This is a genomic window from Fibrobacter sp. UWH4 (assembly GCF_900142475.1).
In the GTDB taxonomy this organism is placed as follows: Bacteria; Fibrobacterota; Fibrobacteria; order Fibrobacterales; family Fibrobacteraceae; genus Fibrobacter.
In genome coordinates this window covers 101,224-124,215 of record NZ_FRAY01000004.1, presented here as the reverse complement: position 1 = coordinate 124,215, position 22,992 = coordinate 101,224, and the positions used below count along the sequence as shown (strand labels likewise).

Below are 22,992 nucleotides of genomic sequence, written 5' to 3'. Positions count from 1 at the left end.
GTTTGGCCTAATTGGAGTAGAGTTAACTTGTACGATTTTTTATCGTATTGGCATGAATAGGACAAAAACACTCATTGCCGCGACCATGGTCGCACTTCTTTCTGCCACATCCGCTAATGCTTGCCTTGCTGCCTGCAAAGAAAAGAAACGTGATGAGGCCTACAGTAAACCCATTACGACATCGGCTTTGCAGACCCTTGTTGATAATTCCCTGCCGCAAAAGTCGGTTGATCCGGAACTTGGTGCGCCTTATACGGTTTACCCGATTGAGGTGAAACCCTACGACAAGGTTTTCCATTCGACGTTAATTGAATACCCCTTCGGGAGTTCGCCGCGAGCAGTGGCGCCAGCTTCAAGCCCACGTGGAATTATCTTGTACGTACACGGATACAACGATTACTTTTTCCAAGAAGAATTGGCCGAAAAGTCTGATTCTGCCGGGTTCGCGTTCTTTGCGATAGACCTGCATTACAATGGCCGTTCGTACCGCGCAGGGGAGCCGCGTTCCGACATGCGGAGCGTCAAGGAATACTACGCCGAATTGGATGCTGCCGTAGCGCTCAGCAAGAAAATTGCGGGGAACTCCATTTCTAGCAGCTTGCCGTATGTCATTATAGGCCATTCGCAGGGTGGCTTGATTACGCCGAATTACCTGAACGAACGCAATAGTGAGGATTTTGCGGCGCTCGTCTTGAACAGCCCCTTCCTTGATTATAAAAACAGCTGGTTCGTTCGTACTGTGGCGTTCCCCGTGCTTTCGGATGTCGCGCTCTTGATGCCCGATGCAGCTGCGCCTAAGCAGGAATCTCCCAAGTACAACATGTCTCTTTTGAAAACAGAAAGGGGAGAATGGGAATTCAATACGGAATTAAAGAGTGATGAATGGCCGCAGCAATACTTCGGCTACCTTCGCGCCACCACGAGAGGCATTAAGTGGATTCACGCGGGAATGCAAATTCAGGCTCCTGTGCTCATGATGCGTAGCGGCTGCACGGTCGATAATGTCAAGTGGGACGAAGACTACATGCGTTGCGACTGCATGCTGGATGTGAACCTTCTGGAAAAATGGGCTCCCAAGTTGGGTCCCGATGTCACAACGGTGACCGTTGAAGACGGTATGCACGACCTGTTCCTTTCTCGTAAGGATGTTCGCGATTACGCTTACCGCACTATGTTCGAATTCCTCGACGATGCGGTGGCCCGTAAAAATGCGGTAGTCGCTTATAACTATATTGTTCCCTAGTAAGGCCTGATATGAATGTATGGAACATTTTTGCACCGGTTTATGAATTCTCGATGCGTTCGCAGAAGAATATCTATGATTTTCTGTATGCGCGGATTGCCGAAGTCGCCAAGGGCAAAGATGTTCTTGAACTGGCGACGGGCCCCGGGATGATTGCACGGCATATTGCGCCTGCCGCAAAGTCCGTGGTGGCAACTGATTTTGCGCCGAAGATGATTGAAACCGCACTCAAGGCGAAGAATCCTGACAACCTGAGTTTCGAAGTTGCAGACGCAACTTCGTTATGCTTTGCGGACAATTCCTTCGACGTCGTCGTGATAGCGAATGCGCTCCATATTATTCCGAATCCGGAAAAGGCGCTTGAAGAAATCCGCCGTATCTTAAAGGATGGCGGCCTGCTGATTGCGCCGAACTTCTTTTTCCGCGAAGATGGCAAGAAGAATCTGTGGCAAAAATTCCTGAGCTTTGTCGGCGTCCGCTTCGCACACGAATGGACCGAAAAAGAATACAAGGCCTTCTTGGAATCTAATGGTTGGTTCATCAAGATGGCCCGCGTTATCAAAGGCCGGATTGATTTGATCTATGTAGAGTGCGCTTGAGTGCATCAAGTAACACGGGCTCCTTTAACTAGGGGCTTGGAACTCTTTCGTCCATACCGTTTAACACATATTGGACCATTTTCGGTCCCTTTTCGGTACAGAGCAAAATCCCGATCGGGGGATTATCCCCGTCCAACCCTTTGCCCATTTCCAACAGGAACTCCTGCAAATGGTTCATGATAGCCTGTTCCAATTCGGTTTCGGAGAATGCATCCTTGGCATCCAGGTCTAAAAAGTCGAGAGTATACGCGTCCTTGACCGACAAGGCTGCATTAACGTCGCCTTTTTCCACCCTTTGCAGCAACAGTTCCGGCTTTTTGCTGATTCCGCTCCTGAAATAGAGTTTCGTGTCGATTTGCCGATGAAGTTCTCGCACGCCCCATGTGCCTTTGATACATTCAAGTTCATAGAAGAACCTCTCCATAGGGTCGTCAATGGTCATTATTTCTTTAATATGCGAGAATGAAAGCCGAGTGACAAGCAATTCCGGCGGCGTTTCGAATTTGCGAGACACTGTCTCGCAAATTGCTTCCCTGATTTTTTTCTTAATAACAACCAAATTTTCGGGAAAATAGTCTATTCCCTGCAATTTGTGCGACACTGTCGCACAAATCTGTGGATATTTCACGTAAAACATCCTGCATGCGTTCAACAACTGACGGTCAAGCCCCTTGATGGACTGTTCGTCAGCCAAATTTTGCAATAAACGAGCCCGTACTTGGCGCGGTCGCACCCCTCTTGCTCGTATTCGACTATATAGCAGCCGATAGCCCAATTTCGTATAGTCAGAAGCTGGTTTACGGCACCCTTGGCTACGGAACTTGTCGCATTATGGACGTCTTTTACCCGTTCCGCAAGGATTTCAAAAGTTGTTCCGTCGGCCTTACCGATAGGCGGTACACGCTTATTCATCTTCTACTCCAATTCGCCTACAAGCAAAAAAAGGCGGGGTAAAGTGTTCTCGCCTGCAAATATACATTCCTCGTGTGTCATATTATGACAAACGGCGGTTTTTGCGAAAATTTTGACAATTTAGGTAATTTTGACAAAGATCAACCCCGCAGAACTCTAATCCGCGTTGTCATCTTGTAATGCCTGACTTTCTTTTTCTGCCTGAATTTTCTGCGATTTCTTCAGCACTTCGTCCAACGTGAAATCTTCCTGCGTAAAAAAGAACGTATTCTTGCCCAAATCCTTGAGCGAAGCCCCGAAGTGGTAGGCCGTATCGTCTATGAACAAGAATCGGTCGTGCATTCCGTAACTTGGCAAGACTTGCATCGGGCTGTCGGGATATTGCTCGTTGTAAGTGGCTAGGTCCATTTCAAGGACTTTGCTTTTGTCATAGGTGTAGATTGTCACAGAAACGCCCTTTTCCCGCTTGAGCATCATGGCCAGAGTCTTCTCGGTCACGTACCTGTCGACAAGTACGATTCTTTTCTTTGCCTGACGAATCAGGTCGCAGACAAATACATAGGCATCGAACTCCTGGTTATTGTAAAATAAACCCTTGGATTTGAGCTCGCCACGGTCCATTGCCTCGAAAAGTTCGTCAAATTTACGGTCATGGTCAAGCAGATGCTCGTCATGACCGGTCAAGCGGCAGTCCTGTTCCAAATCCTTTGCTTCTACATTTGAAAGACGGTTGATAAGACCGCCGTTACCCATCATAAGGTGACGTAGTTGCACGAATGCCCGCATGATGGCGATGTTGACTTTGATTGCTGTCTCGCTTTTTAGAACCGAAGACAGCATCGCAACGCCTTGTTCGGTAAAAGCATATGGAAAATATTGTCGGCCTCCTCTGGTTTCGGTTTTTGTGGTCGCAATTTGCGATCTCAAAAATTTATGCTCCGTGGCATCCAGTTGAAAGCAGAAATCTATAGGAAAACGCTCAATATTGCGCTTTACCTGCTCATTTATACGCTTCGTTTCAACCCCGTAAAGCACCGCCAAATCGCGGTCAAGCAACACCTGCTTGCCTCGAATGACTTGAATCATCTTTCCGATGCCCGACTCCATGAGCGGGTTAGGTGCGATATCATCCGTTTTTTCGGTCTTTCTAGCCATCTTCTACTCCTTCCGCCTACAAGCAAAAAAGGCAGGGTAAAGTGTTCTCGATACAAATATACATTCCTCGGATGTCATATTATGACAATCGGCGATTTTTGCGGAAATTTTGTCAATTTTGAAGGAAATCGACCCCCGCAGGCGGTTGAAATCTGCGTTTTTACGCTTTTTTCTCGCCTTCCGGGCGTGGCGTCACCTTTTGACAGCGGAATAATCTATATTTTAAGGCAAATAGAGTTTTTGCTCTTGTTCTCCATCTGAAAACTAGACACTTTCAAGGCTATGGAGAATAAGGCGAACGCTCACGTCTGCGACCGGCTTAGGCCTGCCGCATCGTTTTGGTACATGCATATTTGATAAATCTGCCTGTAGGCAAGCGGCCATTATGGGGCGTGAGTTGTTTGTGCTTATTATAGCCAGGCAGTCTAGGCCTTCAGATGGTAAGTGCATTCAACTCCACGCCTTTTTTGTATCCAGAAAATGCTTGGAATAGTTTGCAAGGACGAGGGTGAACGCTCGTTGAGTATCGCTCTTGTTCTTCATCTGAAAACTAGACACTTTCAAGGCTATAAGAATAAGACAATGACTCGCCACAGCCCGTGTATTGCATGGGCGTAGTGTACCCTGGGCGTACCGTATACGCCCGGGTTTTTGCGGGTGTATTGTATTCTTTTGAAAATGTCGCGCTTTTAGGCGAGGAGTGAGTCGGCTCCCCGCCGTTTCTTTTTGCCCGCACCCCGGCCAAGCGAATCGGCCAGAACCGCTCCCGCGAGAGTGAACTCGTTCACTTTCAACACGGAGCGATATGGCCCAGACTCGACAGAAGAAGAATGTAATCAGGGTTTTTGAAGGCTTTGCTGGTTATGGCGGAGCATCCTTTGGATTGAAAAGAGCAAAAAAAGCTTTGACGAATTTTGATTACACTGTTGTTGGTTATTCAGAGTTCGATAAATACGCTTCAAAACTCTTTGACGCAAACCATCGAGATGAGAAGGGAAATCCTATAAAGAACTGGGGCGACATTACAAAAATAAACCCTGATGAATTACCTGATTTTGATTTCTTCACCGGAGGATTTCCCTGTCAGCCATTCTCTTCCGCAGGAATGCAATTGGGAACCGAAGATCCCTATGGTCGAGGGGCAATGCTTGGACATATCATTCGAATATGTCGAGTAAAAAAGCCGAAGTATATCCTTTTGGAAAATGTTAAAGGCTTTACTTCTGGAAAGTTTAAGCCCATCCACGATCAACTTGTAAAAGACTTGATTGAAATGGGATATGGCACGACGGAAGAAAACACATTGGCAAAGGTTGTTTTGAATTCAAAAGATTACGGTGTGCCGCAGAATCGAGAACGCCTTTGGATGTTTGCTCGGTTAGGAGGATTACCAGAAAACTTTGAAATAAAGCCTCCAGAAATCCATAGCGATTTGAAAATGGCAGATTTCTTAGACATTTCCCCTGAAAAATTTCTTTATCTGTCGGATGATCAAATTGCTCATTTGAAGGTGAAACATCACATTGATTCTTTTGTCGTAAAAACGCCGTTGTGTTTTGATGTGTATAACAAGAAAATCAAAAAAGATGGCTACAGCATAACAATCACCCAGCCGGAACATAATAGTCTTCGTGTTATTGAACCTCCCAAGAAGTCTGGCAAAGACAAAGGCAAGGAAATTGTTCGAAAGATGTCTGTTCACGAACAATTTCGCCTTATGGGATTTGACATTTCTCGCGATAAAAAGATTTGCGAAATCAACTTCGACGGACAATCGTATTCCCAGTTGTCTAAACGAGCAGGAAATGGTTGGGACGTGAATATAGTTGGAATTCTTTTAGCTCATATATGGAGGCAACTATGAGACTTGACCAAGGATCTTTGATTTTTACTCCACAAAATGGAGAATGTCCTTCATGGGAAACAGCTCTTGGTCAATCACGAGAGCCTAGAGATGATATGCCTCCGTATTATTTCAAAGCGGAAGGTTATGAGAATATGTTAAAGGGAATGTACTTTAATTCAGTCCCTTTGGCTAAAACATCTTGCATTTTAGGCAAGAAGAAATTATTCGTCACTGCAAGCGAATCGTATTTAAATCCCGAATATCAGGAAATACAATTAGCATCAAAATTTGATAATGTTATTGTTCATTTTCAAAACAATGCCAAAATTTTTCGGAATACTCCAATCATTCTATTGTTAACGAAAATACAAGATGTTAACAAATCTCATTACAGGAGACGATCAATCAAATATTCTCCTCATACAACTTATGATACAATAAAAAACCAAGAATCCTTTGAAGAAATTCAAAGACATTATCAAGAACGTTTGATGTGTTATGGCTTTTTCATCGAGCATTTTGATACACTTCATTTATATTGTGTGAGCGTTGATGATAATAGTTATACTTATTCTAATTTGAGCTTACCTCAAACGGAATGGACTGATTGGGCTGATTGGGAATTAAAAGAACGCGAAAAAAATCAAAATGAGACGCCTATTATCTCATCAGAAAAGGATAATCAAGAAAAGGAAAACAATGTTTCTTTCACCCCCACCCAAATCATCTACTACGGTGTTCCCGGGTGTGGCAAGAGCTATGAAGTAAATAAGGTCATCAACGTCGAATTGGATAAGTACGGTGTCGCGGACAAGGAATATCACAAGGTTCGTTGCGTATTCCACCCGGAATACTGCAATGCGGATTTCGTGGGGCAGATTTATCCTTACGTGAAGCCGGACAACGGCGGTGTCGAATATCGCTTTAAACCAGGTCCGTTTGCGGAAATCGTGCGCAGGGCATATCGTAATCCCGCAGAGCCATTCTTCTTAATCATAGAGGAAATCAATCGTGGCAATGCGGCCGCCATTTTTGGGGAGATGTTCCAGTTGCTAGACCGTATTCGCCCGGAAGACGGCCCTGAAGAACTTTCCGGTAACATTTACAATACGGGTTGGAGTTCCTATGGCGTCACAAACATTGATGTGAACGCGTATGTTCGCCAGAAAAGTACGGATAATCCGGAAAAGATTGAATACGACGATTCCATCCCGTACGGCGACAAAATAAAGTTCATCAACAATACGGCTGTGCGCTTGCCGCCGAATCTTTCTATCTACGCGACGATGAACACAAATGACCAAAACGTGTTCATGATGGATAATGCGTTCCAACGCCGGTTCAAATCGAAGATGATTCGGAATGTTTTGGACGAAAAATCCGCCCAGTACAAGACCGAAATTGACGATACAGGCGTTTACTGGGGTGATTTCCGTAAATGGATAAACGAAAAGATTCTCTTGCCACAGATGGCTGTTTTGAAGGCTGATGATAAGTGTCTGGGCGGTTGGTTCATCACAGGCGAAAAAATCGGCGACGTGGACAAAATCAAGAAAGAAGACTTTGCGGAAAAGGTTCTCAAGTACCTATGGGACGATGTTTTCAAGCGCAATAAGTCTGGCGAGATTTTCGTCAAGGACGACAAAGTCAACGCCCTTTCGGATTTGATAGACGCTTTTGAAACGTCCGTCGGATTTGAGTCCTTTGAAAAGATTTTCAAGATGAATGACGTAGATAAGGCAAAGTTGCAAAAGCAGGCAAATTCTTAAATGAACGCGTTTGCACAACATATCGCAGAACCCGCACAAAAGGCTTTCACGTCTTTTGCGGATTTCTGCGTGTATGACGCTTGGTGTTCAAGTGACGAAAAGAAGGACAAATCGTTTGTCGGGATAAGGATTGAGAATGACCGCCCCAAAATCTATTTCCCGATGGGGTATCGTGCATCAAAGCCGTCTGAAGATATTTGCAAGCAAGATTTCTACCAGCTTATTGCCGTATTGAATGGCAAGTCCTTGCAAAGCTATTTCTCCGAAGAAGACTTGAGAAAATCCCAACTGGAATTCCCGTTCTACGCGTATCTTTCGGTATTGCAGTACTATCTCGATTTCGGCTACTTTGTGGAATCCGAAACGATTTACAAGAAGGGTTTTTCCGGCAAAATCAGCTGGCCGCGAACAATTAAAAGAATTAAGCCGCAGGTCGTCAAAGACGAAGAAGGTCACGATCAGGTTGTATATCTGAACTTGATTACGCGCAAGACGAGTTACCGTGAAGACAACCTGATTACGCTCGTCCACAAGTTTTGCGTCAAGGAATCTGCTCGGCTGATTGGTCCGCTTTACGGCATTTCAGAAAATGAAGTCGAAGAACCGGAACTTTTGTTTGATTACGAATTGTTTGCAGAAGTAATTCAGGATAAAATTGCGGCAACATTCAATGACAAACATTTGGAACTTTTCCATGCCATGCTAAAGATGGTCCGTTATTTGGAAAACAAGGAAAATCGTGGCGAAGATGGTAGTGAAAACGAGCCGTTGTTTGGCGTAAACACCTTCGCCCCCGTTTGGGAAGCGATGGTGGATAAAATTTTCGGGAAGTTGCCGCAGGGAGTTGCCAAGGATAAATTCAATCCGCATTTACGGTGGAATGACGGATGCCGCGATGAAAAACTTGATGAATCCGAAGAGGAAATAGTTCTGAACGACCCGAAACGTTCCACACTCCGACCAGATACGATAATGGTTGTGGGGGAGGGTGTGTATATCCTTGATTCCAAGTACTACAAATACGGCTTGACCGGATTCAATTCACATTTGCCGGGGGCCGAATCCGTGTGTAAGCAGATGGCTTATGCGGAATATGTGGAAACGCACTGGAAAGAAATTTTAGAAGAGAATGGAGATCCTTCGACTTCGTTACACTCCGCTCAGGATGACTCCTCGCCAAAACCTATCTACAACGCATTCATTATGCCATATTGCGCGGATGCTGGGAAATGGGATGAGATTGCCGCGGTCGCGGAGCTCCCTCGCAATGACGTTTATGCAATGAAACGCGTCGGCTATATCTATGGCGACTGGAAAGATCGTTCAAAACCTTACCACAAAATTGCCTGCATCCTCCTCGACATGAAATCTGTCATGCGAAACTACGCAAATAATCCTTCTGCGCAAAGCGAACTTGCAGAACTAATTCCTTATTAGAAAATTTTTTTCAAAAAAATATTGACTAAATATAGCAAATATGCTATATTTAGTATATGAAGTTCAAGTTCTTTCCGAATGTGCAATTTTTTGAGGCAGAAAAAGCAGACCCCAAAGACGAAACAGGAGATGTCGGCAAAGAAATAAAGGATCTGTCAAGGCATCGTCCAGATTTGTATCTACGAGTCAAGAGTTTTCTGAAGGTCCTTTCTGCTGTTATGGATTTGTCGCCTTTTTTGCTGAATGAACAAATTTACAAGTTTCCGAAGGAATATGACGGCTTGTACGAGATGCGGATTCCAAAGCAGGCGAAAGGCGGAGTTTTTAGAATATATTTCTGCATGGCAATAAACGAAATCAGCACGCTCATTTTGTTATGCGCGGAATTGAAGCACAAAAAGGAACCGATGAAACTCGGGACAGCATTTACAAAACTGAAGCGATACAGAGAACTTGTCAAACAGGGAGTTATGCAATGAAAAAGAATCAAGTCATCGATTTTATGTCTTCGCTCGAAAACGAAGACGAAGGTCTAGATTTGTACTCCAAGACATACGAGGCGCTGTCGGCCTTCCTGACGGATTTTGATTTCCTGAAAGATTCCTTGGGGCTCACGCAGCAAGATGTCGCCGACAAGATGGGCACGACACAAAGCGCTATCTCGCGTATTGCATCCTTGAAAACGAACCCTTCGTACAAGCAGTTGTTGAAGATGTCGGAGGCCGTCGGTGGCGAACTGTACATAACTCCGATGAAGAGCATGACCGTCCAGGTTCCTTACGACTTGCAAGAAACAGTACGAAAGTTGGCGACCGAGGCTGGCTCAAGTCCTAACGATTTTCTTACAAGCATTCTGCGCAACGCAATAGAACTAGAACGCGCAAACTACATGAATAAAACGCTTGCCTTGAACTGCGTTGGTGAACGCAATCGCATACAGGGCAAAAAAGAAGAACTCGCAGGGGTAATCGGCGATTAAATTCCTCATCAGTGTGTTGAGATTTTCTCTAGGTCCTTGATGTCGTGGCTGTGACCGTGCTTTGCATCGGAAAAGACATGGTTGTGCAAATGGGAATGCGTAACAACGTGTGTATGGGTTATGCCACCATGCGTGTGCGTGAAAATATGCTGATGCATGTGTGAATGTGAGCGGACAAGCGTATCGTAAACCACAAAAATGGTACCGGCGATCATGACCAAGAGTGCCACGATGTATTGCAGCGTGATTTTTTCGTTCAGGAGTACGACAGAAAACAGGACGCCGATAAAGGGCGCGAAGGCGTAAAAGGCGCTGGTCTTTGCGGCTCCCAGGTAATGTTGCGCGCGGATGTAGGTGAAAATGCTCAGGCCGTAAGCCACAAAGCCGAGCAGCAGGGCGAGCGGGATGTATTTTGCGGCGAAGTTCATTTCGTCTGTGGTAAGCGAAACGACGATGGAACCGATTCCGGAACAGAGGCCTTTTATGGTTACAATCTGGTATGTGCTTTTGTCCGATATTTTGCGGGTGCAGTTGTTTTCTAGCCCCCAGCAGATGGTCGCTCCGAGAACGAAGATGGAACCGACGGAAAAATTAAATCCGTCAACATTTTCAAACGAGAGAATGAAACTGGATATCGTTATAAATAAAATGGCAATCCACAAACGCGTGGACACCTTTTCTCTAAAGATGAACAGCGCAATCAGCGTTGTCGCGACGATTTCGAAGTTCCCGAGCAGAGAGGCGTTGCTCGAGGTTCCGTACTTGACGCCGAACATGAGCAATATGGGCGCTGCGATGTCGAGCAGGACCATGCCCAGCGTGTAGGGGAAATCTTTTTTGCAGAGCCGTTCCGATTGGGACTCGTGCCTGACATGGAACAGGTAGAGGATGCCGATGCCGAGCCCTGCGCCAATATAGAGCAGCCCTGCCATGAAAACGGGCGAAATGTGGGACAGTAGCATTTTGGAGCAGGGAACATTCAGTGCATAAAATGCGGCCGCCGCTATCGCATAACCAATCGCAATGACATTCTTGTCCATGATTTAAATGTAGAATTTTGCATGAATATTAAATCAACAGTAGCCATATTTTTTACGGAAGGCCACGACGCAGATTGCAGTAACCGCAAACGAGGCGATTTCAGCGACAGCGCACGAACTCCAGATGCCGTCAAGCCCGAAGAAAATGGGGAGCGCAAGCACGGCGATGATTTCGAACACGAATGTTCGCAAGAACGAAATGATAGCCGAAACCAGGCCGTTGTTCAGGGCCGTAAAGAAAGAGGAACCTGCATAGTTCGCACCCATCAGCAAGTAGGCGAATGAATAGATGACGATGCCGTGGCGAATCATTTCGAACAAGTTTGGATCGTAGCCGCCGAAAATTTTTGCCAAAGGTAAAGCCAACGCTTCTGACGAGGCGGTGAGCACGACACCCGCAACCGCGACGATCACGCAATCCATACGGAATAGATTTTTGAGTTCGCTTGTATTGCGGGCTCCGTAATGGTAGCTTATGATGGGAGCGCGCCCAAACGAATATCCCGTAAAGAATGTCGAAAAAATGTAGCTTACATACATGATTGCCCCGTATGCGGCAACGCCCGTATCTCCGGCAATTCTGATGAGCTGGAAATTGTAGAGCATGCTTACGATGGACATGGCGATGTTTGTGACCAGCTCGGAGACACCGTTCGACATGGCTTTCGACAACGCGCGGCCATCGAAAACGGGTTTCACGATTCGGAGAGGAGTCTTGTTTCGCAATAGGAAAAATACGAACGGGGTGAATCCTCCGACGGACTGACCGATAACGGTCGCCAAGGCCGCTCCGGAAATGCCCCACTCTAAAACGACAATGAACAACAGGTCCAGAACAACGTTTGTGATGCCTGCTATAACCGTAAGCGCAAAACCCAGCTTAGGCTTTTCTGCTACAATCATGAAACAGTAAAAGAGATGTTGCAACACGAAGGCGATTCCGCCAAGGGCAGCAATGCGCCCGTAACGAGTCGCCTGCGAAAGGAACTCGCCGTCGGCCCCCAGAAATGCGGCTAATCCTTCCATAAAATAGGATGCCGTGATACTTGCGGTAATTCCGTAAGCGATTGTCGCATACACGATTGTTGAAAACGCCTTGTTCGCCTTTCCGTTATCGCCCTCGCCGAGGAATTTTGCGACGAGCGCGCTGCCCGCCGGCCCCCATCATCACGCCGGGAGCAGCAATGAGCATAAGGACCGGCATGACGAGGTTTACGGCGGCAAAAGAAGTCTTTCCGACAAAGTTCGAGACAAACGCGGCATCGACAATGCTGTAGATGGTGGCAAAAAACATTGTCAAGATAGACGGAAAGACGAAGCGAAGCAGCCTCCCGTAGGTGAAGTGGTCCGAAAGTTGGATCTGCATTACAGTTTCCAGCTAACAGCATCGCGGCGGGAATCAATGAATCGGGCGTAGATTCCGCCGTTCTTCACGAGTTCTTCGTGCTTGCCCTGTTCCACGATGCGGCCTTTATCCAAGACGATAATCTGGTCGGCGTGACGCACGGTTTTTAAGCGGTGCGCGATCATGATGACCGTCTTTTCGCGGGTCAGTTCCTGGATAGCGTTCATCAAGTCGCGTTCATTTTCCGGGTCCACGTTCGCGGTCGCTTCGTCCAGAATGATGACCGGTGAATCCTTCATGATAGCGCGTGCAATCGAGATGCGCTGGCGTTCACCGCCGCTGAGGCTTGTGCCGCCCTCGCCAATGACCGTGTTGTAGCCGTCGGGGAGTTTTTCAATAAAGTCGTGGCAGCAGGCTTTCTTGGCGGCTTCCACGACTTGCTCGTGCGTGGCGCTTGGATTTCCGAACTTGATGTTGTTTTCAATCGTATCGCGGAACAGATACACGTTCTGGAACACGAAACTGAAATTCTTCATCAGGCTGTCCATGCTGTAATCTTGCACGCGGCGGCCGCCCAGAGTCACCGAGCCTGCGTTTACGTCCCAGAAGCGAGAGAGCAAATGGCAAAGCGTCGTCTTGCCAGAACCGCTCGGGCCCACGATGGCCGTGGTCGTCTTTTCGGGAATGGAAAGCGTCACGTTGTCAATGATTTTGCGCTTATCATAGGCGAAATCGATGCTGTCGGCCTTGATGTCGTGATTCACGGGGGCAATGTCTTCGCCATCGATGTCCATGGTGGGCTTGTTCAAGATATCGTTTGCGCGGTTCACGGCGATATCTACGGTGCGGAGGAGGGCCGCGTAGCTACCGCCCAGTTCCAGGGCCGCAAAGAGCATGAAGGAGCACACCAGCATAACGGCGCAGTTGGCAAGTTCCATGCTGCCGTTCAAGTAGAAATGAATCGAGAACATCATGATGGCAACGCCAGTGAGCTTTGCAATAAAGGTCTGCAAGTTCGAAAGCGGGACGCACTTGAGTTCCATGCTGATGTTTGCTGCAGTGCACTTGTCGATGACTTCGTTCAGTTCCTTGGAGCGCTTGCCGGTCATGTTGTAGGCCTTGACTTCGGCAATTCCCTGGATGTATTCGAGAACTTTTTCAACGACCTTGCTGTCGCATTCCACTTTTTCGTGCGAAATAGCGCGAACGTTCATGCGCATGAGCGTGTTGATGAATTGGAAGAGCGCAAAGCCGATGGTCGCGACAATCGCAATTCGCCAATCGAAAAAGGCAATCATCACGATGATGAGAATGGTGTCGAGAATGCCCTGCGTAACCATCATGACAACGCGTGTTGCCACATCGCCAAGCTGTTCCATAGTGTTGGTGGTGACGGAGGTAATGTAGCCGAGGCTGTTTTTGTTGAAGTAGCCCATGGGCAGGTAGCGTAGGTGTTCGGCGATTTCGATGCGCTTGGAGGCGCAAGTGCGGTAGCCACCTTCGGTTTGCCACATGCTCATGATGCGCTTGGTGACGGTTGCGCCGATAAGGCTTGCCACCATGATTCCAAGCGAAAGCCAGACGGTGTCCATGGTAAACGGCGCGATTCCCTGCACATGGCGAATGACGCCCTGCAACATGACAGCCATAGCTCCGATGCGGAGCGCCATGAAGAAGGAATTGAAAATTCCCACGATGATTGAGCCGTAGAACTTGTGGCGGTTTTCTGCATTGCAGAAATTAAAGAACTTGATGAGAGTATCGAACATTTATGCATCCTCCTCGGAATCCTTGGCACTGATGTGGGCCTGCCACATGGACTTGTAGAGACCGCCTTTTTCGACTAGTTCCTGGTGCGTGCCGCTGCTGTCGATGTTGCCGTCCTTGATGACGTAGAGCTTGTCGGCGTCCTTGACGGTCGAAAGGCGGTGTGCGATGACGATGAGCGTCTTGCCTTGCACGAGTTTTGCCACGGATTTCTGGATGATGGCTTCGTTTTCGGGGTCGGTGTAGGCGGTTGCTTCGTCGAGAATGACGATGGGGGCGTTTTTCATCATCGCGCGGGCGATGGCGATGCGCTGGCGCTCGCCACCGGAGAGGTGGGCGCCCGAGCCGCCGACAATCGTGTCGAACCCATTTTCGAGACTCATGATAAATTCGTAGCAGCCGCTTTGGCGCGCCACCTCTTCGACTTCGGCATCCGATGCCGAAGGCCGCCCGAGCCGAATGTTTTCGCGGACGGACATGTCGAAGAGGAAATTATCTTGCGAAACGTAGGCGATGCGGCGGTTGTATTCTTCGAGCGAAAGATCCCTGATGTTCACGCCACCGATTTCGATGTTGCCGCTGTCAACGTCCCACAGCGAGGCGATAAGGCGTGCAATTGTCGATTTACCCGAACCGCTCGGGCCCACGAATGCGGTAAAACTCCCTTCGGGGAGAACCATGTTGATGCCGTGGAGAATCTCCTTCTTTTTTTCGCCTTCGATTCCCTTATGATAGCTGAATCGCACGTCTTTCAACGTGATGGAATTGTCGGCGGGTTTGCGCTTGTCGGTCGCGGGGCGCGCAAGTTCCTTCATTTCGAGTACCGAGCCGACTTCGCCGAAAATGACGCCCGCCTTGCTGATGTCATCGCTGTAGCTCATGATGGTAAGGAGCGGCATCATGATACTCACCGAAACGATGATGACGGTGATAAAATCGACGGCCGTAATGGAACCGTTGTAATAGAAGTAACCGCCAAACGGCAACACCGTCAATAGCGTGGCAGGAGCGACCGTAATGGCAAGGGAATGCGGCCAAATGCAGCGACGCATCCATTCGACAAAACAGTCGCTCCCTTCTTTTGCGGCTACTACAAACTTGTCGTAAGAAGACTTTGACTTGCCAAATGCCTTGATGACTTCGATGCCGTTGATGTATTCAACCGCGGTGTCGTTCAAGGCCTTCGTTTTCTGGATAGAATTATCGAACCACTTCTGCGCTCCGGCAAACATAACCGCCATGGCGACCATACCAATCGGGAGCGTGCCGAGCGAGGCAAGCCCCATGCGCCAATCGATATGGAAAAGATAGACGAACATGAGCACAGGGAGAATTAGGTTCGAGGTAAATTCCGGGACTACGTGCGCAAGCGTCGTTTCCATGCTGTCGATGCGTTCTACCAGGATGTTCTTGAGAGCGCCCGAAGGCATGTCGAGAACAGAACCCAGCGGCACACGCGATAGCTTGTCGCAAAGGTCCTTGCGGATGTTTCCGAGAACATTGAATGTCGCTACGTGCGAAAGCGTCGTGGAAATGCTGTGAAACAGGACGTTTCCGAACCAGAATGCCGCAATAATCAAACATTCTTTTAGGTAAACATCCCAATCGCGCACGCCCGAAAGCAGTTCGCGCACGATGTTTGCGATAATGATATAAGGAGCGATTCCGCAAGCGACGCGCAAGAGCGCAAAGAAGATGCTTGCGATGTAATACTTTTTCTTGTTTTTGGCAAACAGAAAAATCCAAGAGAGCAGAGATTTCTTTTTCATAGCGTTTCCTCCCAAAAGGGCTGAATCAAATTTTGGAAAAAACCGTTTTCTGTTCTACTCCAAACGGATTTTCACCAAACCTTTTGGAGTAGAATTTTCTTGCGCTTATTTCTCAATTTGGGCGCGATGAAACACATTTTTGCATACAAATTGACAACTCTCGTGTTGGTAATGGTCGCGATTGCCTCTGTGGCCGCGCGTGCGCAGGAATCGACGAACGGTGAAAACACCGAATCTACCGAAGAAATTACGAATTTTGACGATGTTTTTGGCGAGGAAACCTCCACAAACGAAAGCGCTCTGGCAGAACAGTCCGCAGCGAAATCGGGCTCGTCCGGCGTAACGGTCCTCGACGAAATGGGAATCGAGGGCGAAGGAATCAATGAGGCTGCCCCGGTCGATAAGAAAACCAAGGCCGAATCGGTCAAGGTGATGGATGCCACGGAACTGCAAGGCTCCAGTGCCACCATCGCGGACGCCACGAACCGCTCTTCGGGCGTGAAAATCCGCCAGTCGGGCGGCATGGGCAGCGAAAGCAAAATCAACATCCGCGGCATGGAAGGCAAGAACGTGAAGGTGCTTGTCGATGGAGTCCCAGTCGATAACGGCAACGGGAATTTCTCCGTCAACGATATTCCCATCGATAAGATTGACCGCATCGAAATCTACAAGAGCTATGTGCCCGAACGCTTTGCGACCGACGGCATGGGCGGTGTCATCAACATCGTGACGCATGACTTGCCCAAGAGTTCCATTACGGGCTCTTACAGCTTCGGAAGTTTCAATACGCACAAGGCCTCCCTCGACGCAAAATATGTGTGGGTAACCGATTCTGCCAAGAACCGCGCTATCGCCACCGGACTTTCGGCCTATTACAACTATTCCGATAATGATTACGAATTCACTACTCCTTACATGGATACGACCGTAACGCGTGATCACGACCGTTATTACAGTTACAATGTATTGCCGTATGTCTCGTTCGAAAAATATTTCTTTGACAAGGCGACTTTGGGCGTGATTTACAACGCGATGGATAAAGAAATCCAGTCGAATTCCCACCGCATCGAAGAGGCAAACGCCAATGCGCAATCGTATGGCGTGAACCTTTCCCTTGAAAAAGCGAATTTGTTTGTGAAGGGGCTTTCGGCTGCGCTCTCGTTCAGCTACGCCTTCGGTAAAGAGGCAGTCATAGATACGAGCCATACTTATTACTACGGCTGGGACAAAGAGAATGTTCGCGAAGCGAATACCGCTTTTGGCGAAATTTCTATGGGTGGGGCGTCGCATATCGAACGCGAAAACCAGACGATTGTCGCGCCCTGGAATTTTGACTACGCGTTCACGCAAAACCACATTCTCACCTGGAGCGGCCTTTACCGTTACGAATCGCAAGATCCGGAAGACAAGCGCGTCGCTAAAGGTCAGGCGCTTAACAGTGCCGGATTCCCCGGGCACAGCCATTCCGTTGTAACGGGGCTTTCTCTCGAAAATAACTTCTGGAACGAACGAATCCAGAATGTGGCGGGCGTCAAGGGATATTACTACTCCATCAAGGCTGACGACGACGGCGAAAAGCGTATACAGCAGTTGACAGACGACTATGCCGAAAATAGGGATTTCGGTTACAGCGAAAATCTCCGCGTCAAATTGATTGACAATTTGTCTGTAGTTGAACAGTTTGCCGTCAAGGGAGGCTACCAGCATAGCCTGCGATTCCCGACCCGCGAAGAAATCTTTGGCGACGGAATGTATGTGCAGTGTTCCCCGAACTTAAAACCCGAAAAGTCCGACAACTTTACCGCAGGTGCCGAACTGGATATGCGGCAGATTCCGCTGCTCTTGAAGCTGCATCTGGAATTCAACTGGTTCTACATGCTCATGGAAGACCGCATTTATTGGAACAACTACGCGTCGGTTCCGCGCCCGTACTACAACAGTGTTGGCACCAAGACGACCGGCTTTGAAATTGATGCCGCAGTTGATGTGAACGAATACATTTCATTTTCTTACAACCTCACCAGGCAAGAAGCTGAAAGCCGCGAAGCGGATTTGGCCTACGGAATTGCCAAGGGACTGACCGTACCGAATATTCCTACGCTCTACATGAATTTTGGTGCGGAATTCCATGTGGGCGATTTGCTTTACCGGGATGATTTCTTCAAACTTTACTGGCTTGCCAATTACACTGACGAATATTATTACTCCTGGAAGGTCTCCAAAAGGCAAGACCGCACCATTCCCAGCTCGTTCACTCAAGATTTAGGCGTGGAATACTCCATTTTCGCTAACATGCTCTCCTGGAATTTCGAGGTGCGCAACTTCATGGATGTCCGGGTGTATGACAAGTACGGCGAATCCAAGCCCGGCCGTGCCTTTGCGACCAAAGTCAAGTTTACACTATAAACAAAAGGAAAACAAATGAACCTCTTCAAAAAAAATAATACAAGGTCCCTGAGCCTGTCGAAGGGCCTCGTTGCTGCGACAATGTCTTCCGCATTGATGCTTGCCGCCTGCGGCGATGACTCTAGCTCCAGTTCCGCTAATGACAACGGCTCTTCTTCGGGGGACAAGTACCTGCTCTCCTTCATGATGGAAGCCTCTCAATTTGTCGGAACAGCTTCTCTTTCCGATAATCAAGCCAAGGTTGTCGAAGACTTTATCGAAGCTCCGAACGCAGGCGGCGTCGCTTACTTCAACGGTTCCGTTTACGTGCTCGCCACCGATGATGCCATGAACAGCACTCTATCGCGTTATGAACTGGACAAAGACGGCAATATGCCTGCCAAGGCCTCTGCTACGGCCAAGTTCCAGGGGGCCCGCGCCATCATGATGAAGTTCGTTGACGAAAACAAGATGTACGTGGAACAGTCCATGGGCGACGCCATTACCGCCCTTGACCCGACAACGCTCAAGACCACGGCTACCATCGATCTTTCCGAGTACATTGATGAAGAAAGCGGCGCTTTGACGTCAGTTCCGGGCTCCGCCGTAATCCGTGACGGCAAGATGTTCCTGACCTTGAGCCAGTTTGTCGACTTCAACAAATTCATCGCGGGCCCGCGCGCCTCCGTGGTGATTATCGACGTGAAAACAGACAAGGTCGAAAAAGCCATTTTTAGCGATAAGGTTGCAGCCGTTGGCGGCATGGACGACATGAACAACACCATGTCCTTTGTCGATGAAAAGGGTGATATCTATTTCTATTCCAACGCCTCTTACTGCTACGTTGAAGGCTACAAGGAAGGCTGGATCCGTATCAAGAAGGGTGAAACCGAATTCGATAAGGATTGGATTTTCCGCATGCACGATGCCGAATACGATGGCAAGAAAACGAACGAAAACAACCTGATGGTGGGCGGCACCTACATGGGTGACGGCAAGTTTATGGGATTCTTCGGCAGCTTTGCCGACCCGAGCAACTTCAACAATTACGAATGGCAGTTTGTGGTTGTCGATGTTTACAAGAAGACTGTCGAAAAAGTGGATCTTTCTCCGACCATCCCGTGGTTTGCCCCGTCCATTCACCTGGATGCCGACGGCAAGAGCGTGCTCCTGGGACATGCCGACAAGAAGGGCGGCGCTATCTACCGTTACGACATCGCAAGCGGCAAGGTCGCCAAGGAGATGGACGTGACCACCGGAACCGCCTACTACATCGTTCCGATGGTTGACTAAGATCTAGTCCAATCACCATACAATAAGGCCACCCTGCTTAACCGCGGGTGGCTTTTTTTTAGAAGGATAGCATCGAGATTATTTTCCCTTCATACTTGCCTGGATTTTGGAGATGACTTCTTCCGGCGTCACGAAATTCAAAACGCTAAAAGCCGTCATTTCATTACCCATATCCTTGAACGAGGCCCCAAAGTGATAAACTGTATCATCCACAAGCAAAAATCGGTCGTGAATAGTGCGCATCGTTTTTAATTCCAAACCAGGATATTGCTTATTGTGCATGTCCTTGGCTGCTTTAAATTCGGGTGTGATATGAGCGGAATAAATGACAGCCTTAACATCTTTTGCCCGCATCGCGGCAAATTTTAAAACATCGAGATTTGCATATGGATCGATAAACACCACGGACCGCTTCGCGGATTTCACCAAATCAGCAATCAGAACAAGTCCGTCAAACCGAGTTCCTGTCGCAAGGATGCCTCCTGTGGGTGTTTGGACGGCTTTGACAAAGAAATCAATATGTTTTTCAACGGTCGAAAGACGATTGTCCACATTTTCGAGTTTCGTTCCCTGGTTTTCAATTAATTGCCGTTGTTCCTGAAACTGATTGGCGATCTGCATTCCAGTCGCAACCATTCGTTGATTTACGGCATAACCTTTGAGCATGTAGTCTTTCAGGATTTTATTTGCCCACTGGCGAAAACGTGTTCCTGCAATGGACTTGACTCGATAGCCGACGGAAATGATGACATCTAAATTATATAGGACGACTTCCGAAGATTGTGTTTTCCCTTTGATTGCGCCATGCGGAGTGGTATGTGCAAAATTTGCACATACCACTTTGGAATCTAATTCGCCTTCATTGAACGCGTTTTTGATGTGCTTTGCAATAACGGAACGGTCTCTCTCGAATAATCGTGCCATCTGTGCCTGCGTGAGCCAGACCGTCTCGTTTTCAACACGCACCTCCAAGCGGACTTCACCTTCCGGCTGGTAAAGGACGATTTCACCTTTTTCTTCGGTTTCTTTCATTTTTTTTGCTCCTATAAACAAATTTTGCTCCTATAAACAAAAAAAGTCGGCCTTTGGATATACTAAACCCCAACAATTATTGGGGATATACCAAAAAGCCGACTTATTCGTCAGTCAAGGCTTGCAGACGGAATTCCGCTGCCAGTGCCTGTTAGGAGGTAATATACAAAAGTTTTAAATAAGAGGGGCATGTCTTCCCCTCGCTACAGCCCCGACCCCTCCCTGGTGTCATGCCCGACTTGGTCGGGCATCTCCTATTAAACCCGCCCTAGCCGGGTCTTCCGCTACCCCTTCTATGCGGGCTTCAGACGCCAGCCCGCAACGCCTGGCTTTGAATAATCAAGGAATTACATGCAATTTTACTCCAAATTGGATGAGCGCTTTAGTTGATTATTGAAAAAATGCGTTATTTCGTCAAATAATGTGTTTTCTTGTAAATTTTTTGTTCTATTTGCCTATTTTTAAATTATTTTTTAGGGGTAAAAGAGTTTTGCTCTTGTTCTCAAAGTGAAATGTGCAAGTTTCAAAAGAACGAGGACAGGGCGAACGCTCACGCAGGTATGCCGTTTTGCGGTATACTTCAGTTTGTCGTACCGATTTTTATGTCGGTCTTTGGTCGTATGGCCAAGGGGCAACAGCCCTTATGGGGCGTGGGTCGTTTGCGTTTATCGTTCTTAGGCATTGCACAGCCTCACTTTGGTAAATGCAACGACTCGCGCCTTTTTTGTATTCATACAAAATATGGCAGGATTCTTTGCGATTGGGGCGAACTCCATAGGTGCTTAATGATGGAGGCGGTCATGGCTTGGAACAAGAAAACGGATGCAAAAAACATCATTGAAAACTTGCTAAAGGCTAGTGTGGCAATTTCTAGTTGCGCACTTCTATTCGCTTGTGGTGGCGATAGCGGCAGTAGTGGCTCTCCTGAAAAAGTTGAATTTGTATCGTCCGTTGATGACTTGGGGGCTTGTTCCGATGATCTTGAGGGTGATTCTGTCTTTGTCAAGGACGAAAAGTCCGACTTTGTCTGCACAAAGGGTAAATGGATAAACGCAGATTCCCTAGATTCACACGTTCAAGAAATTAACAAAGAAGAGTCTTCCTCCTCCGTTCAGAGTGATAGCGGTGAATCCAGTAGTAGTGTGGACAAGACAAACTCTTCTTCTAGCGATAAAGAATCGTCCTCATCGGTCGCATTGAGTTCTTCCAGCATAAAAGATGAAATAGAGAAATCAAGTGATTCACATATTGGAGAGTCTTCCTCTTCTGATAATACTGACAATATCTTGTTAGACTCTTGCGATGGTCAGACATACAGGACGGTGACTATCGGTTCGCAGACCTGGATGGCGGAAAATCTGAACTATTCGGTAGACAGTAGCTGGTGCTACGATGACGATCCCGTTAATTGTGCGGCATATGGTCGCCTCTATTCTTGGAATGCAGCTATGGAAGTTTGTCCTGAAAATTGGCATTTACCCACGTATGACGAATGGGATTCGTTAATCAAAACTGTAGGTGGATCTGAATCTGCAGATAAAACCTTAAAATCTGTATCAGGCTGGATGATTGACGCGGATGGCACAGATACCTACGCGTTTACTGCTCTTCCCGCAGGAATTCGCCAGGGTGCCTATGAAAACTATTATGGTAGTAGTCATATAACGTTCTTCTGGAGTGCCTCAAAAATTTGCGATGGTTCTTACGACGAGTGTACTGTTTACGAAGCGTATGGTGTGGGATGGTCGGAGTGGTGGTGGACTGGACTTAATGGGGAAAGCGGGTCTCATGTTAACTTCACTGGTCTGACTGAAGTTAACTCGACCAATGGCAATTCTGTTCGTTGTATTAAGGGCCCTGCTAAAGTTTTATCACCTAGTGTGATTTCGGAAGTGACTCAGGGGTATATGACCGATGGTCGCGATGGCCAGAACTATAAGACCGTTACTATTGGCTCGCAGACCTGGATGGCGGAGAACCTGAACTACGAAACAGATAGTAGTTGGTGCTACAATGATGAAGTTTCCAATTGTGCTTCTTATGGTCGGTTTTACTCTTGGAATGCCGCAATGACTGCTTGTCCTAAGAAATGGCATCTGCCTACGCCTGGTGAGTGGATGGATTTGTTTGAGGCTGTTGGTGGGCAACACATTGCGGCAAAAGTCCTTAAATCTACAACAGGCTGGGAGGATGATGGAAAAGGTTCCGATGCCTTCGGTTTTTCGGCGCTCCCTGTCGGTGGCAGGGATTTTGGGGATTACTCAAGCATAGGCTACAATGCTTATTTCTGGACGTCTTCAGAGAATGGCTCTTCTTACGCGAACTACATATGTTTGAGTTATTACAAAGACTTTCCGGGCCTAATAGATGAATTTAAAGGTAGTGGTTTCTCTGTTCGTTGTCTCAAGGATGTTGATTGAT

General features: G+C 47.6%; 18 protein-coding genes and 1 pseudogene. 10 read left to right on the top strand and 9 right to left on the bottom strand.

Annotated features, from left to right (window positions below; translation table 11 throughout):
- The first annotated feature begins 52 nt into the window (after nucleotides 1-52).
- Nucleotides 53-1,243, top strand: a complete 1,191-nt coding sequence (locus BUA93_RS08515) for an alpha/beta hydrolase (protein WP_083597273.1) — start codon at nucleotides 53-55, stop codon at nucleotides 1,241-1,243.
- Nucleotides 1,244-1,254: 11 nt separating this feature from the next.
- Nucleotides 1,255-1,842 (top strand): class I SAM-dependent methyltransferase, encoded by a 588-nt coding sequence (locus tag BUA93_RS08510; protein WP_072978745.1) that lies wholly within the window; start codon nucleotides 1,255-1,257, stop codon nucleotides 1,840-1,842.
- Nucleotides 1,843-1,870: 28 nt separating this feature from the next.
- Here the strand turns inward: BUA93_RS08510 and BUA93_RS08505 are convergent, their stop codons facing one another.
- From BUA93_RS08505 to BUA93_RS08495, 3 genes are all read right to left on the bottom strand, one after another.
- Complete coding sequence (locus BUA93_RS08505; protein ID WP_175547409.1) at nucleotides 1,871-2,536, bottom strand: PDDEXK nuclease domain-containing protein; 666 nt, start codon at nucleotides 2,534-2,536, stop codon at nucleotides 1,871-1,873.
- Entirely contained in the window at nucleotides 2,491-2,754 is a 264-nt protein-coding gene (locus BUA93_RS16270) for a DUF1016 N-terminal domain-containing protein (protein WP_175547408.1), read from the bottom strand. The genes BUA93_RS08505 and BUA93_RS16270 overlap by 46 nt, the downstream gene beginning before the upstream one ends.
- 156 nt (nucleotides 2,755-2,910) lie before the next feature.
- A complete protein-coding gene (locus tag BUA93_RS08495) occupies nucleotides 2,911-3,909 on the bottom strand; it encodes an ORF6N domain-containing protein (RefSeq protein WP_072978742.1) in 999 nt (332 codons plus the stop codon).
- 805 nt (nucleotides 3,910-4,714) lie between these two features.
- Here BUA93_RS08495 and dcm point away from each other — a divergent pair.
- From dcm to BUA93_RS08470, 5 genes are all read left to right on the top strand, one after another.
- Nucleotides 4,715-5,773 carry a DNA (cytosine-5-)-methyltransferase gene (gene dcm, locus BUA93_RS08490; protein ID WP_072978741.1) on the top strand — a complete coding sequence of 353 codons (1,059 nt, stop codon included), beginning with the start codon at nucleotides 4,715-4,717 and terminating at the stop codon, nucleotides 5,771-5,773.
- Nucleotides 5,774-6,333: 560 nt separating this feature from the next.
- Nucleotides 6,334-7,524: an AAA family ATPase gene (locus tag BUA93_RS08485; RefSeq protein WP_072978740.1), complete on the top strand. Its 1,191-nt coding sequence runs from the start codon at nucleotides 6,334-6,336 to the stop codon at nucleotides 7,522-7,524.
- Entirely contained in the window at nucleotides 7,525-8,961 is a 1,437-nt protein-coding gene (locus BUA93_RS08480; RefSeq protein WP_072978739.1) for an LlaJI family restriction endonuclease, read from the top strand.
- Nucleotides 8,962-9,017: 56 nt separating this feature from the next.
- Complete coding sequence (locus BUA93_RS16265) at nucleotides 9,018-9,440, top strand: hypothetical protein (RefSeq protein WP_072978738.1); 423 nt, start codon at nucleotides 9,018-9,020, stop codon at nucleotides 9,438-9,440.
- Nucleotides 9,437-9,940: a helix-turn-helix domain-containing protein gene (locus BUA93_RS08470; RefSeq protein ID WP_072978737.1), complete on the top strand. Its 504-nt coding sequence runs from the start codon at nucleotides 9,437-9,439 to the stop codon at nucleotides 9,938-9,940. The genes BUA93_RS16265 and BUA93_RS08470 overlap by 4 nt, the downstream gene beginning before the upstream one ends.
- Before the next feature lie 8 nt (nucleotides 9,941-9,948).
- Here the strand turns inward: BUA93_RS08470 and BUA93_RS08465 are convergent, their stop codons facing one another.
- From BUA93_RS08465 to BUA93_RS08450, 5 genes and pseudogenes are all read right to left on the bottom strand, one after another.
- Nucleotides 9,949-10,980, bottom strand: a complete 1,032-nt coding sequence (locus BUA93_RS08465) for a DMT family transporter (protein ID WP_072978736.1) — start codon at nucleotides 10,978-10,980, stop codon at nucleotides 9,949-9,951.
- A gap of 33 nt (nucleotides 10,981-11,013) precedes the next feature.
- Nucleotides 11,014-12,075: pseudogene (locus tag BUA93_RS16670) on the bottom strand (MATE family efflux transporter); the annotation flags it as partial.
- Nucleotides 12,076-12,091: 16 nt separating this feature from the next.
- Nucleotides 12,092-12,346, bottom strand: a complete 255-nt coding sequence (locus BUA93_RS16400) for an MATE family efflux transporter (RefSeq protein WP_217650996.1) — start codon at nucleotides 12,344-12,346, stop codon at nucleotides 12,092-12,094.
- Nucleotides 12,346-14,094 carry an ABC transporter ATP-binding protein gene (locus tag BUA93_RS08455; protein WP_072978735.1) on the bottom strand — a complete coding sequence of 583 codons (1,749 nt, stop codon included), beginning with the start codon at nucleotides 14,092-14,094 and terminating at the stop codon, nucleotides 12,346-12,348. The genes BUA93_RS16400 and BUA93_RS08455 overlap by 1 nt, the downstream gene beginning before the upstream one ends.
- Nucleotides 14,095-15,861, bottom strand: a complete 1,767-nt coding sequence (locus BUA93_RS08450) for an ABC transporter ATP-binding protein (protein ID WP_072978734.1) — start codon at nucleotides 15,859-15,861, stop codon at nucleotides 14,095-14,097.
- Nucleotides 15,862-15,987: 126 nt separating this feature from the next.
- Here BUA93_RS08450 and BUA93_RS08445 point away from each other — a divergent pair, with 126 nt between their 5' ends.
- On the top strand, nucleotides 15,988-18,267 hold the full coding sequence (locus tag BUA93_RS08445) for a TonB-dependent receptor (protein ID WP_072978733.1): 2,280 nt from the start codon (nucleotides 15,988-15,990) through the stop codon (nucleotides 18,265-18,267).
- Nucleotides 18,268-18,282: 15 nt separating this feature from the next.
- Nucleotides 18,283-19,539 (top strand): hypothetical protein, encoded by a 1,257-nt coding sequence (locus BUA93_RS16260; RefSeq protein ID WP_072978732.1) that lies wholly within the window; start codon nucleotides 18,283-18,285, stop codon nucleotides 19,537-19,539.
- A 78-nt stretch (nucleotides 19,540-19,617) separates the two neighbouring features.
- On the opposite strand, the gene BUA93_RS08435 is transcribed toward BUA93_RS16260, so the two are convergent.
- The gene (locus BUA93_RS08435) at nucleotides 19,618-20,571 is read right to left on the bottom strand and encodes a virulence RhuM family protein (protein ID WP_072978731.1); all 954 of its coding nucleotides are present in this window, start codon (nucleotides 20,569-20,571) and stop codon (nucleotides 19,618-19,620) included.
- A gap of 800 nt (nucleotides 20,572-21,371) precedes the next feature.
- On the opposite strand from BUA93_RS08435, the gene BUA93_RS08430 reads away from it, so the two are divergent.
- Nucleotides 21,372-22,991, top strand: coding sequence for a fibrobacter succinogenes major paralogous domain-containing protein (locus BUA93_RS08430; protein WP_175547407.1), 1,620 nt, complete (start codon nucleotides 21,372-21,374; stop codon nucleotides 22,989-22,991).
- Nucleotide 22,992: the final 1 nt, after the last annotated feature.

What these genes read in the sequence shown, in the direction of transcription:
- BUA93_RS08515 (WP_083597273.1), top strand. Translation starts at nt 53, where the DNA reads ATGAATAGGACAAAAACACTCATTGCCGCGACCATGGTCGCACTTCTT.
- BUA93_RS08510 (WP_072978745.1), top strand. Translation starts at nt 1,255, where the DNA reads ATGAATGTATGGAACATTTTTGCACCGGTTTATGAATTCTCGATGCGT.
- BUA93_RS16270 (WP_175547408.1), bottom strand. Translation starts at nt 2,754, where the DNA reads ATGAATAAGCGTGTACCGCCTATCGGTAAGGCCGACGGAACAACTTTT.
- BUA93_RS08495 (WP_072978742.1), bottom strand. Translation starts at nt 3,909, where the DNA reads ATGGCTAGAAAGACCGAAAAAACGGATGATATCGCACCTAACCCGCTC.
- dcm (WP_072978741.1), top strand. Translation starts at nt 4,715, where the DNA reads ATGGCCCAGACTCGACAGAAGAAGAATGTAATCAGGGTTTTTGAAGGC.
- BUA93_RS08480 (WP_072978739.1), top strand. Translation starts at nt 7,525, where the DNA reads ATGAACGCGTTTGCACAACATATCGCAGAACCCGCACAAAAGGCTTTC.
- BUA93_RS16265 (WP_072978738.1), top strand. Translation starts at nt 9,018, where the DNA reads ATGAAGTTCAAGTTCTTTCCGAATGTGCAATTTTTTGAGGCAGAAAAA.
- BUA93_RS08470 (WP_072978737.1), top strand. Translation starts at nt 9,437, where the DNA reads ATGAAAAAGAATCAAGTCATCGATTTTATGTCTTCGCTCGAAAACGAA.
- BUA93_RS08465 (WP_072978736.1), bottom strand. Translation starts at nt 10,980, where the DNA reads ATGGACAAGAATGTCATTGCGATTGGTTATGCGATAGCGGCGGCCGCA.
- BUA93_RS16400 (WP_217650996.1), bottom strand. Translation starts at nt 12,346, where the DNA reads ATGCAGATCCAACTTTCGGACCACTTCACCTACGGGAGGCTGCTTCGC.
- BUA93_RS08455 (WP_072978735.1), bottom strand. Translation starts at nt 14,094, where the DNA reads ATGTTCGATACTCTCATCAAGTTCTTTAATTTCTGCAATGCAGAAAAC.
- BUA93_RS08450 (WP_072978734.1), bottom strand. Translation starts at nt 15,861, where the DNA reads ATGAAAAAGAAATCTCTGCTCTCTTGGATTTTTCTGTTTGCCAAAAAC.
- BUA93_RS08445 (WP_072978733.1), top strand. Translation starts at nt 15,988, where the DNA reads ATGAAACACATTTTTGCATACAAATTGACAACTCTCGTGTTGGTAATG.
- BUA93_RS16260 (WP_072978732.1), top strand. Translation starts at nt 18,283, where the DNA reads ATGAACCTCTTCAAAAAAAATAATACAAGGTCCCTGAGCCTGTCGAAG.
- BUA93_RS08435 (WP_072978731.1), bottom strand. Translation starts at nt 20,571, where the DNA reads ATGAAAGAAACCGAAGAAAAAGGTGAAATCGTCCTTTACCAGCCGGAA.
- BUA93_RS08430 (WP_175547407.1), top strand. Translation starts at nt 21,372, where the DNA reads ATGGCTTGGAACAAGAAAACGGATGCAAAAAACATCATTGAAAACTTG.